We start from the raw sequence: 16,186 nt of genomic DNA, 5'->3' as shown, positions 1-16,186 counted from the left end.
CAGCGCAGGGCAAACCCGACGCAGCGCCATCAGCCTTCAACAATGGCTATCGAAACGCCAAAGCCGTCGCAGCCTGATCGGCATGATCGCAAGCTGACGCATGGCAGACCCGGTTTCTCCCCGCTGCCTTGGCCTTGTACAGTGCCTTATCCGCGAGTTCAACCAGCTCCACCGCCTGGTTTTTCAGGTACGTCGGCATCAACGCCGCCACACCGACGCTGGCCGTCACCACGCCAAGAGGATTGCCACGATGCTCGATTCCCAGCGATTGCACGGCCTGGCGGACGTCTTCCGCCACCGTCAAGGCGCCCGGCAGATCCGTCCCCGGCAATAAAATGACCATTTCCTCGCCGCCATAGCGCGCCGCAAGGTCGCCCGGCCGGCGCATGCTGTAAGCCACCACCTTGCCGAGTTTTCTCAGGCACTCGTCGCCGGCCACATGGCCATAGATATCGTTGTATTGCTTGAAGAAATCGACATCGATCAGCACCAGTCCCATGGCGCTGCCTTCACGCTGCGCACGGCTGAATTCGGCAAGCAGCGACTGGTCGAAGTGGCGCCGGTTCGCCAGTCCCGTCAGCCCATCCTGGCTGGCAAGGCGGGCCAGGGTTTCATTGATCAACTCCAGCTCGTTACGCGCCTCCAGCAAACCCGCCTCGCTCTTGACCCGCAAATCGATTTGCCGCACCACGCGGTAGCCGATGAAGGCAATCAGCAGTACCAGTACGCCACCCACCGCGTTTTGCAAAATCATGTCGAGACGCCACTCGGCGAGCACTTCTTCCTGCGACAAGGCGGCAGAGACCACCAGCGGGTATTCCTCGATTCTTCGGTAGCTGTTGATACGCGTTACGCCATCGACCCGCGACTTGATCACGGCCGTGCCAACGGGACTCTTGGGCAAATAATCATGAAATAAAGGAAACTGCGAAAGATCGCGCCCCAGCATGCTTTCATCGAACGGCCTTCGCAATAAAAGAATGCCTTTTCCATTCGCGATGAAAATGGCGCCTTTTTCTCCTATTGAAAAACGTTCATAAAACTGCCTGAAATAATGCATATCGATCGTCGCCAGCGCCACGCCGCCAAAGCTGCCGTCAGGCAAATTGATCCGCCGCGATACCGTGACGATCCAGTCCCCCGTCGATTTGCTGCGCACGGGCGGGCCGACATAAGGCCCCCGATCATCATGCGTTCGATGGTAGTTGAAATAATCTCGATCGGAATTATTCAGATTACTCAACAAAGTTTTCTGAGAGTTCACGAGCCAGCTGCCATCCCTGGCATAGACGAAGATGCCGTGCAGCTGCCGCAGCTCGGCTACGCGGGTGACCAGCAATTTATGGAGACGGGCCAGTTCAAGGTCGGAGACACCGTCCGCCTCCAGCCGCTCCACCAGACCGACCAGCACCGTATCGGCCTCCTTGATGGTGTCATAGGCATGCTGGGCAACAGATTGCGCCAGGTTGGCGCTTTCACGGCCCGCTTCATTCAATTGCACCTCGCGTGCACGCAAGGTCATCCATAACTGGGTCGCCAGGAGCGACAGGCACACGAGCACGACAAATGAGATCGCCAGCGGCAGCAAGGAAAATCCCCGGAAGCCCGCTCCCAGCAATCGTGGCGGCAAGCTGCGTGACCTGGTCATGGATACACTCCCGGTTTGATATCCGGCAAAGTGTGCACGAAATAGGCAGCGACATACTCACACTTGGTAACAAACATGATATAAAAAAGTCACCATGACACTTGCTGGGCCACGTCTCCCCTCGGCCATGGCATCGGTGAGTGCTATATCGGAGAGCTCTGATGCATACTCGGCTTGCATGCTGCGCCATGGCGCTCGCTGTATTCTTACCTTCCCAAGCTGCGGACAAGCCGCCGGCATGGACTGGTGAACCACGCCCCTTGCGGGGTGACTATCAGATCTATGGCGGAACGCTGTCCGAAATGCTGCCGCCCACGCGAAACGACCGGAAAGTGGCAATCATGGTCAAAGGGGAATTGGCGCGGGAACTGTTTGCCCGGCTCGGCCCCGATGTGAAACAGGAACAGGCATGCAGTTCCTCGGCAGACTACCGGGAGCGGCGCAGGGGGGACATTAGCTGCGTTCATACAAAAGAGGCGGGATACGCATGCTATTTCGGACTCGATTTACGTACGGGAAAAGCGATGTATGGAGCGATCTGCTAGCCTGGACGCCGCCCGGCACCGTTAAAACCAGGGGCCGCCTCATTCTGCCGGCGCACAGCCTGCCGGATGCTTCTGCCTGAGCGACTCTGCCTGCATACGGCACCCGGAGCAGAACCCGATCCCCCATCCCTCACCGCAACAGCGTACACTGGCTCCTCTTCCATCAACACATCGGTCCACAGTGAAATTATCGCGCTTTATTACCGGCCATCTGGAGCCGATCCTGGAAGAGTGGGAACTTTTCGCCAGGTCGCTTCCTATTCCGGGCAACGCCATTTCGAAGGCCGAATTGCGCGATCATGCGAAACAGATGCTGGAAACCATTGTGCGCGACATGGATGTCATCGAAAGCGCGGCGCAGCGAAAAAAGAAATCGACCACGGGCGTGTCGGAAATCACGGGCAAGGAGACGGCAGCCGCCACGCATGGCTCGCTGCGCCAGCAGATCGGCTTCACGCTGCCGCAGCTGACGGCGGAATTTCGCGCGATGCGGGCCAGCGTCCTGCGCCTGTGGATGGCACAGGTATCGGTGACGACGAAAACGGCGACGCAAGACATCTTGCGCTTCAATGAAGCGATAGACCAGGCGCTGCAGGAATCGGCCATACGCTATTCGCAGCAGAGCGACCGGACCCGCAATACCTTTCTCGCCATCCTCAGCCACGATCTGCGCAGTCCGCTGAGCACGATGACGATGGCCGGTGCGCTGCTGAGCAGGCCAAGCGCGAGCTCGTCTTCCACGGTACAGATCGGTGCGCGGGTCGCCCGCAGCGCAGCGACCATGACAACCATGGTGAACGATCTGCTGGAATTCGCCAGGACACAGCTGGGGGGACGCATGCCCATTTCACCCACCTTGGGCGATCTGGGGGAAATCTGCAAGACGGCCGTCGAAGATGACTCGGCCGCCCACCCGCAGTGCAAATTCGAGCTGAGCACCACGGGCGAGATGATCGGCGACTTCGATGCGGCCCGCCTGGCCCAGCTGTTTTCCAATTTGCTCAATAATGCCGCGCAATATCGCACCGACGACCAGCCGGTGACCATCACGGCCTGCGGCGATGCCGATACGGCCGTGGTGCAGGTGAAAAATTTCGGCCGCCAGATCCCGGAAAGCTCGCTGAAGAGCATTTTCGATCCCCTGGTGCAGCTGGCCATTTCCGACGATCACAAGGCACCCAACGCCACCAGTATCGGCCTGGGTCTGTTTATCGCGCGTGAAATCGCCAGCGCACACGGCGGCACCATCGGCGCCGAGTCGAGCCTGGAATCCGGCACGGTATTTACCGTGCGCCTGCCCAGGGTGGCGCTGAATGGCAGAGGGAACGGCGGCTAGGGACTATCCCGGCAGAAAGCGGCATCCCACCGGGACAGGCTCGCCTCACCTGCGGCTGAGCGGCACATACTCGCCCGGCAAGCTGGCCGCTTCCAGCGCATCGGCAAAGGCCAGCAGGAACTTCGCCGGGCCATGTTCCGACACCAGCAGCGATGCGCCCTTGTGGCGCAGCAGTTTCAGCACTTCCTGCTGGTGCGCCTGGTATTCCTGCGAATGGCCGTAGAAGGTCTGATACATCTCCAGAGTTTCCATGGCTTTCGCGGCCAGGATGAATTCGGGTTTGTCCATGATGTCTCCTCGTTGTCATTGCTGCCAAAAACACGAAAAAAACCTGCAAGATGTGCGCCCCATGCCCGTCGCACTGCCTTGCGGCAACCACATCCGTATTTCCATCATACGCCTCAAGCCAGCCATTGCGCCGTCCTGTCGTGCATCTTTTTCTATTCCGACCGTCCGGCGTCAATTGCTGCTCGTTCACCTTGCGCGACTTCGCGTGTGCGCTAGCCGCCGGGTCCCGCGCATGGCATCATGCGCGTTGGCCACTCGCTCAGGGAACAAGCGGCCGCGCGCGCCGGGCTGCTCGCGCACGCCATACTGGGCGCCCTCATCGACCATTGACATCCATGACCCCACATTTATCGCTGCACTGCTACCTGCAAGACGAGGCCGCCGAACGTCCGCTGCCCTGTTCCGACGTGACCATCCAGGCCGATCCGGCCACCCTGCGCGCCATCGCCCGCTTCCTGCTGACCAGCGCGGATACCTTTGAGCAAGCGCAGGAGCGCGCCGGCATGCACGCCCATCTGCAAGACGAGTGGGAAGGCTGGCAGGACGACTTCCCCGACCTCGTCGTCGTGGCCGCCTGAGGTGAGGCGTAGCATGGCGCTCCGGCTGGCGCGCGTCGGGTAACATACGCCACCTTTGCTACAAGAGAACAATGATGCCCGATTTCCGAACCGCCCTGCCGTCGCTGCGCGCCGCCGTGCTGGCCGTAGCGCTGGCCAGCCTGTCCGCCTGCGCCAGCCAGCCCGCGCACGAGGCGCTGTTCCTCGCCACCACTTTCACGCCCGCGCATTCCTTTACCAAGGGCATCGAAGGCCCGGCCGTCGATGCGGATGGCAATATCTATGCCGTCAACTTTGCGCGCCAGCAAACCATCGGCAAGGTCAGCCCCGGCGGCATTGGCGAGGTGTACCTGACCCTGCCCGGCACCAGCATCGCCAACGGCATCCGCTTCGGCAGCCGCGGCCAGATGTATTTGGCCGACTACATGGAACACACGATCTACCTGGTCGACCCGGCCACACGCGCGCTGACCATCCACGCGCGCGAGCCGCGCATGACGCAGCCGAACGACATCGCCATCACGGCCGACGACGTGCTGTATGCGAGCGATCCGAACTGGAAAGAAAACACGGGCCGCGTATGGCGCATCGCGGCCGACGGCACGGTCATGCTGGCGCTCGACACGATGGGCACGGCCAACGGCATCGAAGTGAGCCCCGACGGCAAGATTTTGTATGTGAATGAAAGCGTGCAGCGCAATATCTGGATGTACGACATCGCCGCGGACGGCAGCCTGAGCGGCAAGCGATTGCTGATCAAGTTCGACGATTTCGGCATGGACGGCATGCGCGTGGACGTCGACGGCAACCTGTACGTGACGCGCTACGGTAAGGGCACGGTGGTGAAATTGTCGCCGCAAGGGCGCATCCTGCGCGAGATCAGCGTGCCCGGCGCCAAGCCCAGCAACATCACCTTCGGCGGCCCCGATGGCCGCACGGCCTACGTGACGGAAGTGGTGCAGGGCCGCTTGCTGCAATTCCGCGTCGACCGCCCGGGCCTCGAATGGCAGCGGGCGCAGGAGCGCCGCAAGGCCGAATAGCAAGCCACATGGTGCTGGCTGCGCATGGCGCGATGTCGGCTTACGCGCTTGCGCGCCAAGCCGACCTACTCTACGCCACGATGCATGCGCAGGCCGGGTGGGCCGGGTAGGTCGGCTTAGCCGGAACGGCGTAAGCCGACAAAACAAATAGACATGGCCCTGGCTGCGCATGACGCGATGTCGGCTTACGCGCTTGCGCGCTAAGCCGACCTACTCTACGCCACGATGCATGCGCAGGCCGGGCGGGCCGGGTAGGTCGGCTTAGCCGGAACGGCGTAAGCCGACAAAACAAATAGCAAGCCCACGTGATCCTGGCGGCGCATGGCGCGATGTCGGCTTACGCGCTTGCGCGCCAAGCCGACCTACGTTCCACGCGATGCACGCGCAGGTCGGGTAGGTCGGCTTAGCCGGAACGGCATAAGCCGACGAACCACATAGCAAGCCGACGTGGTCCCGCCATGCCACGATTGCTCAAGGAATTGAAGCAGCGCCTGACGATCAGCTGAGGCTCAATATAAAACGTTCTTCGCTTCCGGCAGATCGACATTGGCCTTGGTGACGATCACCACGCCCGTGTTGACGAACGGCGCGACCTTCTTGCCCTCGATCAGGCTGACCAGGGTTTTCACGCCCAGCGCACCCATCGAGTACGAACCCTGCACGGCGGTCGCATACAGGGTGCCGTCCTTGACGAAGTTTTTCAGGTCTTCATTGCCGTCGAAGCCCACGGCGATCACCTTGCCGGCCTTGCCCGCCTGGGCGATGGCGCGGCCCATGCCCACGGCCGTCGGCTCGTTGGCGCCGAAGATGCCCTTCAAGTCCGGATTCGAGGCCAGCACGTCGGTCGTCTGGTTCAGCGCCGTGGCCATCTGCGACTGCGAGTAATACGTGCCGACGATCTGCAGCTGCGAGTTCTTTTCGATATAGCGCTTGAAGCCGCCCACCCTGCCCGTCTCGGAACCGGCGCCCGCCACGTACGACATCACGGCGATCTTGCCCGTCTTGCCGACCTGCGAAATGAGGGCCTTGGCGCTTTGCTCGCCGGCCGCTTCATTGTCGGTCGACAGGAAGGACTGGTAATAGCGCTTGCCGCTGTCGGCCACCAGCGAATCGATCAGAACCACGGGAATCTTCGCTTCCCACGCCTTCTTCAGGGCCGGCACCAGCGCGTCCGGGTCCGACGCGGCCAGCACGATGCCGGCCACCTTGCGCGTGACGGCGTTTTCCACCATGCTGACCTGGTCGGCGATGGCCGATTCCGAGGCCGGTCCCTGGAAGGTCAGGCTGTAGCCCTTGGCATCGGCGGCGCTGGCCGTGGCGCCCTTCCTGACGTTTTGCCAGTAGTTGGAATTGGTCGTCTTGACGATCACGGCGATCTCGCCCGGGGCGGCCAAGGCAGCGCTGGCGCTCAGGGCAGAGGCTGCGGTCAACAGACCGAGCAAGACGGTGTTGAAGGCTTTGAAGGTGTTCATTGTCGTCCTCATTTAATTATAGATTTGGTGGATTGACTTCATGGCGTGCTGCTTGCTGCTTCAGGCGCGGTTGCGCTTCTGATCGATCCAGACGGTCAGCAGGATGACCAGTCCGATAATGATTTGCTGGATAAAGCTCGATACCCCGTTCATGTTCAAGCCGTTGCGCAGGATGCCGATGACGAAGGAGCCGATGACGGTGCCGGAAATGGTGCCGATGCCGCCGATCAGCGAGGCGCCGCCGATCACGGCGCTGGCGATCGCATCGAGTTCATACATCACGCCTTCGTTCGGCTGCGCCGTCACCAGGCGCGACATCAGCACGCAGCCCGTCAGGCCCGACAAGGCGCCGGACAGGGTATACACCAGCAGGGTCACGCGGCCCACCTTCACGCCCGACAGGCGCGCCGCTTCCGCATTCGAGCCAACGGCATAGATATGCCGGCCGAAGGTGGTGCGGCTGAGCATGATGGACACGGCCACGGCGATCACCACCATCAGCACCACGGGATACGGAATGCCGGGAAACACGACTTCGGGAAACGTGCCGCCCGTGTCGCGCTCGATGCGCCACAGCACGCCGTTGCCCAGTTCGCCGAACGACTCGCCCAGACCGGAAATGGCGCGCGCGCCCGTCACCTGCAGCGCCAGGCCCCGTGCGATCAGCATCATGCCGAGCGTGGCGATAAAGGGCGGCAGTTTCAGCTGCGTGATGCAAAAGCCGTTGACGGCGCCGCACATGGCGCCCACCACGACGCCGCCCAGCATGGCGACCGGCACGGGCACGCCGCTTTTCACCAGCAGCGCGGCGGCCACGCCGGCCAGCGCCAGCACGGAGCCGGAACTGAGGTCGATGCCGCCCGTGATGATGACGCAGGTGGCGGCTATGCCCAGGTAGGCGATCGACGTGACTTGCAAGGCCACGCTCATGCCGTTGCTGACGGAGAAAAAGGCGTTGCTGGTCAGGGAAAACACCAGCAGCAACAGCGACAGACTGCCCAGCGCGGCGAATTTTTGGATCAGTTCTTTGTTCATTTTTTTAAGCTTTCTGTTTTTAGTGGACTGCCGCCTGGCCAGGGATTGGAGCGACGACGCGCCCCGACGCCAGCTGCATGATCTCTTCCTGCGACGACTCGCGCGTATTGACGATGCCGCTGATGCGCCCTTCATGGAACACGGCCACGCGGTCCGTCATGCCCATGATCTCGGGCAGCTCGGACGTGATCAGCACCACGCCGATGCCTTCCGACGCTAGCTTGTCGAGCAGCTGGTAGATGGCGAACTTGGCCCCCACGTCGATGCCGCGCGTGGGTTCGTCGAAGAAGATGATTTTCGATTCGCGGTACAGCCATTTGCTGATGACGATCTTTTGCTGGTTGCCGCCCGAGAGGTTGCGCGCGATCTGTTTCGAGGTCGGCGTCTTGATGCCCAGCGCCGCGATGTACTGCTGCGCCACCGCCTCTTCCCTGGCGAAATCGATGAAGCCGAATCGGTTGGCCAGCGCCGACACATTCGTCAGGGTCAGGTTGGCCGCCACCGACATGCGGATCGCCAGGCCGTGGCTCTTGCGGTCTTCCGACAGGTAGGCGATGCCGTGCCCGATGGCGTCGATGGGACTGGTGATCGTCACCGCCACGTCGCCCAGGTGGATGGCGCCGCTGGTGAGCGGGTCGGCGCCGAAGATGGCGCGCGCCACTTCCGTGCGGCCCGCGCCCATCAGGCCGGAAAAGCCGAGGATCTCGCCGCGCCGCAAATCAAAGCTCAGCGGGCCGAAGACATCCTTGCGGTGCAAATCGCTCACGCGCAGCAGCACTTCAGCCGTCGGCGTCGAGACGCGGTCGGGAAATTTTTCATCGAGGGTGCGGCCCACCATCCTGGCCACGATGGCATCCAGGGTGGTGCTGGCAAAATCGTCGGTGCAGACGAATTTGCCGTCGCGCAGCACCGTCACTCTGTCGATGATGTGCTGCATCTCTTCCAGGCGGTGCGAGATGTAGACCACGCTCACGCCGTTGCGCTTGAGTTCATTGATGATGTCGAACAGCTGGCCCGTCTCGCTTTCCGTCAGCGAGGACGTGGGCTCGTCCATGATCAGCACTTCCGTATTGAGCGACAGCGCCTTGGCGATTTCCACCATCTGCTGCTGGGCGCAGGACAGGTTTTTCACCAGCTGGCGCGGGTCGATGCGCAGTTTTAAACGGTCCAGCAGCGCCTGCGCATCGGCGCGCATCTTCTTGCGGTCGATGAAAATGCCGCGTACCGGTTCGCGCGCGAGGAAAATATTCTCCGCCACGCTCAGGTGCGGGATCAGGTTCAGTTCCTGGTGGATGATGGCGATGCCGGCCGCCTCCGCATCCACGCTGCTGGCAAAGCTGCACACCTTGCCCTTGTAGACCAGTTCCCCCTCGTCGGCCTGGTACACGCCGCTCATCACCTTCATCAGGGTGGACTTGCCGGCGCCGTTTTCGCCGCACAGCGCATGCGCCTCACCCTTGCGCAGGCTGAAACTGACGTTGTCCAGGGCCAGCACGCCGGGAAAGCGCTTGCTGACCTTGTTCAAGGCCAGTATCTCTTCGGATTGATTCATGGTGTGTCTCCTCCACTCCACTGCCATAGGCCGGCGCGCCGATGTCTGAGCACCTTGGCGGCGCGCCGGTCTGCTACTCGTTTAACTGTCGATCAGTTGCGGATTCCAGGCATGCACGGTCTGGTTCTGCTCACCGAGACCATCGATCCCCAGGCGCATGGTGTCGCCCGGTTTCAGGTACACGGCCGACGGTTTCTGCCCCATGCCCACGCCCGGCGGCGTGCCGGTGCTGATGATGTCGCCCGGGTACAAGGTCATGAAGCGGCTGATATAGCTGACCAGATTCGCCACGCCGAAGACCATCGTTTGGGTATTGCCGTCCTGGACGCGCTTGCCGTTCACTTCCAGCCACAGGCCCAGGTTTTGCGGGTCCGCTACTTCATCGGCGGTCACCAGCCAGGGGCCGATCGGGCCGAAGGTATCGCAGCCCTTGCCCTTGTCCCACTGGCCGCCGCGCTCCAATTGGTATTCGCGTTCGGACAAATCGTTCACCACGCAGTAGCCGGCCACGTGCGACAGCGCCTCCGCTTCGCTCACATAGCGCGCGGTGGTGCCGATTACCACGCCCAGCTCCACTTCCCAGTCGCTTTTCTGCGAGTCCTGCGGCATCACCACGGCATCGTTGGCGCCGACGATGGCGCTGGTGGCCTTCATGAACAGCACCGGCTCAGCCGGCACGGCCATGCCCGATTCAGCCGCATGGTCGGCATAGTTCAGGCCCACGCATAAAAACTTGCCCACGCCCTGCCACGGCGGCGCGATGCGGCCGGGGTTGGCCACCACCGGCAGGCTGGCGATGTCGATGGCGGCCAGGGCCGCCAGGCCATCCTTGCCCAGGGTCGCGGCCGTAATATCGGGCAGCACGCCGGACAGGTCGCGCACGGCGCCGTCAGCATCGATCAAGGCAGGTTTTTCAGCGCCCTTGGCGCCATAACGCATCAGTTTCATGTGGTTCTCTCGTTGTAGTAATCAGTTGGACCAGCCGCCATCAATGACGTGAGTCATGCCGGTGGTAAAGGCGGATTCGTCGGAAGCCAGATACACGGCCAGGGCGGCGATTTCCTCTGCCCGGCCCACTCGTCCCATCGGCTGGCGCGCCACGAAAGCGGCTTGCACTTCATCGATACTCACGCCCGTCGCTGCCGCCTGGGCGGCAATGCGTTCCTTCAGCGAGGGCGATTCGATGGTGCCGGGGCAGATCGCATTGCAGCGGATGCCGCGCGTGACGAAATCGGCGGCCACCGCCTTGGTCATGCCCACCACGGCCGCCTTCGAAGTGCCGTAGATAAAACGGTTCGGCGCGCCCTTCACGCTCGACGCCACCGACGACATATTGACGATGGAGCCGGCGCCCCTGGCCAGCATCCCGGGCAGCACGGCGCGCATCAGCCGGTACATGGAACGGGCGTTGATGTCGAAGGAACGGTCCCAGGCCGCATCGTCGCAATCGAGGATGGTGCCGCCATCGACGAAGCCGGCGCAGTTGAACAGGATATCGACGGGACCGATCTCGCCGGCCAGCGCGGTGATCGCCGCGCCATCGGTCACGTCGAGCAGGCGGATGGCGCAGCCCGTCACTTCCTTCAGCGCGTCGAGCTGGGCCTGGTTGATATCGGTGGCGATCACGGTCGCGCCTTCGCGCACGAACGCTTCGGCCGTGGCCCGGCCGATGCCCTGGCCGGCGGCGGTGAGCAGGGCGATTTTTCCTTGTAGTCTGGCGGTCATGTTGTCTCCTTTTATTTTTTTAACCCAACACCTTAAGTGCTGGGGTCAGACCCGGCGGGTCTGACCCCGGATTCTTGCTAAGCAAGGTAAAAAACCTGCTCCATCATCGCCCAGTGCTCGCCCTCGGCGCGCGAGGCCAGCGGCTGCTGGCAGGGGGCGCAAAAGGTCCACCAGCGCTGCGTTTCCGGGTCGGCGGCGATGGCCGCCATGTCGGCTTCAAAATCCTCGCCGTGGTATTCCCAGTAACCGAACAACAGGTTTTCCGGTTCGCGCAAAAAGATCGAATAATTGCCGACATGCGCCGCCGTCAGTCTGGCCAGCACCTGCGGCCAGACGGCGGCGTGCAGGGTCTTGTATTCCGCGATGCGGTCCGGCGCGATGCCGATGACCATGCCCATTCTTTGCATTTCAGCTCCTTTTTGTTGGCTTACGCCGTACCGGCTAAGCCAACCTACAGTTGGCATCGAGGTGTTTCGTAGGTCGGCTTAGCCGGAACGGCGTAAGCCGACAAGCCAGCCACCTCATTTAAGCCCATAAAAGCGGCATGCATTAAGGCCGAAAATATCGTCCCTGTCCTGCTGATCGAGATGCGACAGCAGCGCTTCGCTCGCCAGCAGCCAGGCCGCATAGCCGCCGGCCAGGTCGACTACCGGCCAGTCGCTGCCCCATATCACGCGCCGGGGGCCGAACACGTCCAGCACATGCGCCACATACGGCTGCAAATCGTTGACGCGCCAGCCGGGCCGCGCTTCCGTCACCAGCCCGGACAGCTTGCAATGCACATTCGGCAGCGCCGCCAGCTGCGCCATGTGTTCGCGCCAGTGGCCGAAGGCGGCATCGGCGATCGGCGGCTTGGCCGCATGGTCGATCACGACGGGGAGCGCTGGAAAATCGCGCGCGCATTGCAGCAGCGCGGGCAAATGGCGCGGCAGCACCAGCGCGTCAAAGCGCAAGCCGTGTGCCGCCATGGCCGTCAACGCTGGCCTCAGCGCCGGATTGGCGATCCATTGATCGTCGTCGAGGTCCTGCAGCATCGGGCGCAGGCCTTTGAGCTTGCCGTGCGATGCCAGGCGGGCAATCGCCGCCGGTGCGTCTTTGGCCTGCAAATCGGTCCAGCCCACGACGGCACGGATAAAGCTGGTCTTTTCCGCCAGCGCCAGCAGGTAATCGGTATCGGCGGACGATGGCAGCGACTGCACCAGCACCGTTCCAGCGATGCCATATTCGGCCAGCAGGGGCGCCAGGTCGGCGGGCGCGAAATCGCGGTGGATGGCGGCCAGGGATGGCGGCGGCCAGTTGCCGCCGCGCGCGGCCAGTTGCCAGCAGTGCTGGTGGGCGTCGATGCGCATCATGCTGCTCCCTTGGGCACGGGTGCGCGCGCATCGATCAGGCCTGCTTCCTGCAAGGCCGTCCACAAGGCGTCCGGCAAGGGCGCGGCGAACCAGTCGAGGTTTTGCCGCAGCTGCGCCAGGTCCTGGCCGCCCGGGATGCAGGATGCGACGGCCGGATGCGCGAGCGGAAACTGCAGGGCGGCGGCCTGCAGCGGCACGTTGAATGCGCGGCAGATGGCGTCGAGCAGCGCCACGCGCTGGAGTATCGCGGCCGGCGCATCGGCATAATTGAATTTGCCGTTCCCTGCCAGCACGCCCGAGTTGAACGGGCCGCCGATCACGATGGCGTTGCCGCGTTCCACGCACAGGTCCAGCAATGGCGACAGCGAAGCCTGTTCCAGCAAGGTATAGCGGCCGGCCAGCAGGGTGCAGTCGAGGTCGAATTCCGCCATCGCCCGCAGCACGATCTCGCATTCGTTGACGCCGAGGCCCACGGCCTTCACCTGGCCGCCGGCGCGCAGCTGGTCCAGCGCACGAAAGCCCCCACCCTCGGTCAGCTGGCGCCAGTATTGCTGCTCGCGTTCGCCATGCGTGGCCGTGCCGATATCGTGCACGAACAGGATATCGATGCGCTCGAGCCCCAATCGCTGCAGGCTGTCGTCGTGCGAACGCAGCACGCCGTCATACGTGTAGTCGTAATGGGGGCGGAACGGCAGCGGCGCGGCAAAGCCGTCGTCGCCGGGACGCACGCAGGGGTCGGGCCGCATCAGCCGTCCCACCTTGGTGCTGATCACGAACTCGTTGCGGGGCCGCTCGCGCAGCGCCGCGCCGAGACGGTGTTCGGACTGGGTATAACCATAGAACGGCGCCGTGTCGAAGAAGCGCACGCCCGCGTCCCAGGCGCCATCGAGGGTGGCGCGCGCCTGCGCGTCGCTGACCGGCTGGTACAAACCGCCGAGCGGCGCGCAGCCCATGCCGATGCAGGGCAGCGAGAGGCCGCCACGCGGCAAGCTGCGCAATTGTGTGACATCCATGAACCCGGTCCTCAAGCAGCGCGCAAGGGGAAGCAGCCTGGCCCCACCGCGTCGAATTGTTTATAGGTCAGCACGAACTCCTGGTGGCCCAGGTCTTCCGAGCGGCTCAGTTCTCCGTTGGCCACGTTCAGCACGGCGGCGACGATCTCCGCGCCCACTTCTTCCAAGGTGGCTGCGCCCGTGAGGATCTTGCCGGCGTTGATATCCATGTCGTCGGCCAGGCGCTCGAAGGTTTGCGGATTGGCGCACACCTTGATGACGGGCGAAATCGCCGAGCCCACCACGGAGCCGCGTCCGGTCGTGAACAAGGTGATGTGGGCGCCGCAGGAAATAAGCTCGACGATTTCCGCGTTGTCCGACACGTTCGGGAAACCGAAGCGCGGCTCGCCGTCCGGTACCACGTCGAGCAAATACAGGCCGCCGCCGGCCGGCTGGTCGCCCGGTTTCAGAATGCCGACGATGGGCGAGGAGCCGCTCTTGGCGTAGGCGCCCAGCGATTTTTCTTCCTGCGTGGTGAGGCCGCCATCGGCGTTCCCCGGCGAGAAGCTGCCATGGCCCATGATGGTGTAGTAGCGCGCGGCCTTGACCACGGTGTCGACGATGGCGTTGCCCAGCTCCGGGCTGACGGCGCGCCGCTGCATGTGGTATTCGCAGCCCACCAGTTCGCCCGTCTCCTCGAAGATGCAGGGACTGCCGGCCGCGATCAGCGTGTCGAAGGCGACACCGACGGCCGGGTTGGCACTGATGCCGCTGGTGCTGTCGGAGCCGCCGCAGATGGTGGCGACGACCAGTTCCTCGATCCCCATCGGCACGCGCTCCTGCCGCGCCAGGTGATCGAGAGCCCAGCCTATCCATTCGACGCCGCTGCTCACGCTGGGGCGCGTACCGCTGTTTTCCTGGATGGTGATCGTGTGCACGGGGCGGTCGCTGTCGGCCACGGCGCTGGAGAGGCCATATTTGTTGAAGCCTTCGCAGCCGAGAGACACCAGCAGCACGGCGCCCACGTTCGGGTGCGTCAGCAGGCGGCGCATCACCTGGTCCGCGTATTCGTTGGGGAAGCAGCCCGTAAAGCCGATCAGGTGCACGGGCTGGCCGGGAAAGGCGTTGACCATCAGGCGCGCCACGTGGTGCGCGCATTCGACCATATAGGCCACCACCACGATATTGCGGATGCCCTTGCGGCCATCGGCGCGCAGGTAGCCCGACAGGGCGGGTGTCGTTACGGGAGCGTTCATGCTTGGTCGTCCTTGTGCAGGAAATGGTGGCCGTCCTGGCCCAGGGTAAACGTGGGGATGTAGTCGCTTGCCAGGTTGTGCGTGTGGATATGCTCGCCGATGGCGACGGGAGCCGTGATGCTGCCGATCAGGGCGCCGTAGCGCAGCACCTTGTCGCCCACGGCCAGCGCGCGGCGCGCCACCTTGTGGCCGATCTGGATGTCTTGCGCCAGGGTGACGGGCAGGCCGTCGATGGCGACGACGTCGCCGCTAGCCAATGCCGTCCTCGCGATCAGGCAGTTATCCTCGGGCGACATCAGGAGCAGGCTGGCAGGCCGGGAAGCGAGGCTCATGGCGCACCCTCCCCGGCAAAGGCGGCTAGGCGTCCGGCTGGCTCAGTTTTTCCCGCGTGCCTATCGAGGACAGCATGGTGCGGCGCGAGGAATCGAGGTGCGAACGCATGCACTCGAGCGCCTTCGGTATGTCGTGCTCCGCCAGCGCGCGCAGGATCGCCAGATGCTCCTGCACCGCGTACTGGTTGCGGCCCTTTTCCTCGCCCTTGTCCCACTGGTAGTGATAGTGGAAGACAAACGAGACGATATCGTAGAAGCCCTGCGCGAAGCGGTTGTTCAGCAGGCCAATCAAAAAGGTGTGGAACTCGCGGTCCAGCGCCGGAAAGGCGTTGTGGCGCGTGTCTATCCTGGCCGCCAGCTTCTCGTGCTGCGTGATCAGCCGCGCCAGTTCCGCATACGCGGGGTCGCCATGCGGCAGGTGCGCAAACTGCTCCACGGCCGCCATCTCGAACATGCGCCGCATGTCCGCCAGTTCGGTGGCGAACGAGCGGTCGAACGCGCACAGGCGCCAGCCGCCGCGCGGCTTCTTCTCGATCAGGCCGAAGCGCGAAAAGCCGATCAGGAATTCGCGCACGCTGACGGTACTGGCGCCCGCCTCGCGCGCCAGTTCCGCTTCCGAAAATTCCGCGCCGGGCGGCATGTCGCGCTGGTACACGCGCTCCATCAGCACTTGCTGGATGCGCTCGGCCCCCGACTGCAATTCGGAGATATCGAAGTAGTCGCCCGGTATGGGTTTGCGCAGCAGGCGCCGGTCCGCCGGGCTGGCGATCAGCCGCCGCGTCGACAGGTAGGCGATCGCGCTGCGGACCGCCGTGCGGCTGCCCTGGCAGATGGTGGTCAGGAACTGCTCCGTCGGCAGCATCTCGCCCACTGCGACATTCTCGGCGAGAAATTGCAACAGCAGATTGGTACTGCGCTTGAAGACGGTGGCGGGTTTGGACATGGATGAATGAACGCGCTATGCCAGCGAAAGGTAAAGTGGATGAGTGGGCCATTTTAGTCGATATCGGATTGGATCGGCATGCAAAAAAAGAAACAACTGCGGTGACGGCGGCG

The 16,186-nt window shown here is 63.2% G+C and carries 17 protein-coding genes; 4 read left to right on the top strand and 13 right to left on the bottom strand.

The window, feature by feature from the left end:
* Positions 1-46: 46 nt before the first annotated feature.
* Entirely contained in the window at positions 47-1,648 is a 1,602-nt protein-coding gene (locus JAB4_RS08165) for a sensor domain-containing diguanylate cyclase (RefSeq protein WP_070221781.1), read from the bottom strand.
* A gap of 188 nt (positions 1,649-1,836) precedes the next feature.
* Between JAB4_RS08165 and JAB4_RS08160 the strand changes: the two genes are divergently transcribed.
* Positions 1,837-2,193 (top strand): hypothetical protein, encoded by a 357-nt coding sequence (locus JAB4_RS08160; protein WP_070308442.1) that lies wholly within the window; start codon positions 1,837-1,839, stop codon positions 2,191-2,193.
* A 181-nt stretch (positions 2,194-2,374) separates the two neighbouring features.
* The gene (locus tag JAB4_RS08155) at positions 2,375-3,529 is read left to right on the top strand and encodes a HAMP domain-containing sensor histidine kinase (protein ID WP_070221782.1); all 1,155 of its coding nucleotides are present in this window, start codon (positions 2,375-2,377) and stop codon (positions 3,527-3,529) included.
* Between the two features lie 45 nt (positions 3,530-3,574).
* Here JAB4_RS08155 and JAB4_RS08150 read toward each other — a convergent pair whose 3' ends face one another.
* Complete coding sequence (locus JAB4_RS08150) at positions 3,575-3,817, bottom strand: hypothetical protein (RefSeq protein WP_070221783.1); 243 nt, start codon at positions 3,815-3,817, stop codon at positions 3,575-3,577.
* Positions 3,818-4,152: 335 nt separating this feature from the next.
* On the opposite strand from JAB4_RS08150, the gene JAB4_RS08145 reads away from it, so the two are divergent.
* Positions 4,153-4,395, top strand: coding sequence for a hypothetical protein (locus JAB4_RS08145; protein WP_070221784.1), 243 nt, complete (start codon positions 4,153-4,155; stop codon positions 4,393-4,395).
* A 71-nt stretch (positions 4,396-4,466) separates the two neighbouring features.
* The gene (locus tag JAB4_RS08140) at positions 4,467-5,414 is read left to right on the top strand and encodes an SMP-30/gluconolactonase/LRE family protein (protein WP_227742117.1); all 948 of its coding nucleotides are present in this window, start codon (positions 4,467-4,469) and stop codon (positions 5,412-5,414) included.
* A gap of 509 nt (positions 5,415-5,923) precedes the next feature.
* On the opposite strand, the gene JAB4_RS08135 is transcribed toward JAB4_RS08140, so the two are convergent.
* The 11 genes from JAB4_RS08135 to JAB4_RS08085 all read right to left on the bottom strand — a co-directional run bounded on the left by JAB4_RS08135 (position 5,924) and on the right by JAB4_RS08085 (position 16,073).
* Positions 5,924-6,886 (bottom strand): ABC transporter substrate-binding protein, encoded by a 963-nt coding sequence (locus tag JAB4_RS08135; RefSeq protein ID WP_070221785.1) that lies wholly within the window; start codon positions 6,884-6,886, stop codon positions 5,924-5,926.
* Between the two features lie 60 nt (positions 6,887-6,946).
* Positions 6,947-7,921 (bottom strand): ABC transporter permease, encoded by a 975-nt coding sequence (locus JAB4_RS08130; RefSeq protein ID WP_034759656.1) that lies wholly within the window; start codon positions 7,919-7,921, stop codon positions 6,947-6,949.
* 19 nt (positions 7,922-7,940) lie between these two features.
* Positions 7,941-9,473, bottom strand: coding sequence for a sugar ABC transporter ATP-binding protein (locus JAB4_RS08125; RefSeq protein ID WP_227742116.1), 1,533 nt, complete (start codon positions 9,471-9,473; stop codon positions 7,941-7,943).
* 81 nt (positions 9,474-9,554) lie between these two features.
* A complete protein-coding gene (locus tag JAB4_RS08120) occupies positions 9,555-10,421 on the bottom strand; it encodes a fumarylacetoacetate hydrolase family protein (protein WP_070221787.1) in 867 nt (288 codons plus the stop codon).
* Between the two features lie 21 nt (positions 10,422-10,442).
* Positions 10,443-11,198 carry an SDR family oxidoreductase gene (locus JAB4_RS08115; RefSeq protein WP_070221788.1) on the bottom strand — a complete coding sequence of 252 codons (756 nt, stop codon included), beginning with the start codon at positions 11,196-11,198 and terminating at the stop codon, positions 10,443-10,445.
* 77 nt (positions 11,199-11,275) lie between these two features.
* Positions 11,276-11,605, bottom strand: a complete 330-nt coding sequence (locus JAB4_RS08110; RefSeq protein WP_070221789.1) for an L-rhamnose mutarotase — start codon at positions 11,603-11,605, stop codon at positions 11,276-11,278.
* A gap of 114 nt (positions 11,606-11,719) precedes the next feature.
* The gene (locus tag JAB4_RS08105) at positions 11,720-12,550 is read right to left on the bottom strand and encodes an amidohydrolase family protein (RefSeq protein WP_217494564.1); all 831 of its coding nucleotides are present in this window, start codon (positions 12,548-12,550) and stop codon (positions 11,720-11,722) included.
* Positions 12,547-13,563: an aldo/keto reductase gene (locus JAB4_RS08100; RefSeq protein ID WP_070221790.1), complete on the bottom strand. Its 1,017-nt coding sequence runs from the start codon at positions 13,561-13,563 to the stop codon at positions 12,547-12,549. The genes JAB4_RS08105 and JAB4_RS08100 overlap by 4 nt, the downstream gene beginning before the upstream one ends.
* 11 nt (positions 13,564-13,574) lie before the next feature.
* A complete protein-coding gene (locus JAB4_RS08095; RefSeq protein ID WP_070221791.1) occupies positions 13,575-14,798 on the bottom strand; it encodes a UxaA family hydrolase in 1,224 nt (407 codons plus the stop codon).
* Complete coding sequence (locus JAB4_RS08090) at positions 14,795-15,130, bottom strand: UxaA family hydrolase (RefSeq protein ID WP_070221792.1); 336 nt, start codon at positions 15,128-15,130, stop codon at positions 14,795-14,797. The genes JAB4_RS08095 and JAB4_RS08090 overlap by 4 nt, the downstream gene beginning before the upstream one ends.
* A 25-nt stretch (positions 15,131-15,155) precedes the next feature.
* Positions 15,156-16,073 carry a GntR family transcriptional regulator gene (locus JAB4_RS08085; RefSeq protein WP_070221793.1) on the bottom strand — a complete coding sequence of 306 codons (918 nt, stop codon included), beginning with the start codon at positions 16,071-16,073 and terminating at the stop codon, positions 15,156-15,158.
* Positions 16,074-16,186 lie beyond the last annotated feature (113 nt).

Source organism: Janthinobacterium sp. HH102 (assembly GCF_001758625.2).
Taxonomy (GTDB): domain Bacteria; phylum Pseudomonadota; class Gammaproteobacteria; order Burkholderiales; family Burkholderiaceae_D; genus Janthinobacterium.
The sequence above is the reverse complement of the archived record's forward strand: the minus strand, read 5'-3'. Positions and strand labels throughout refer to the sequence as shown.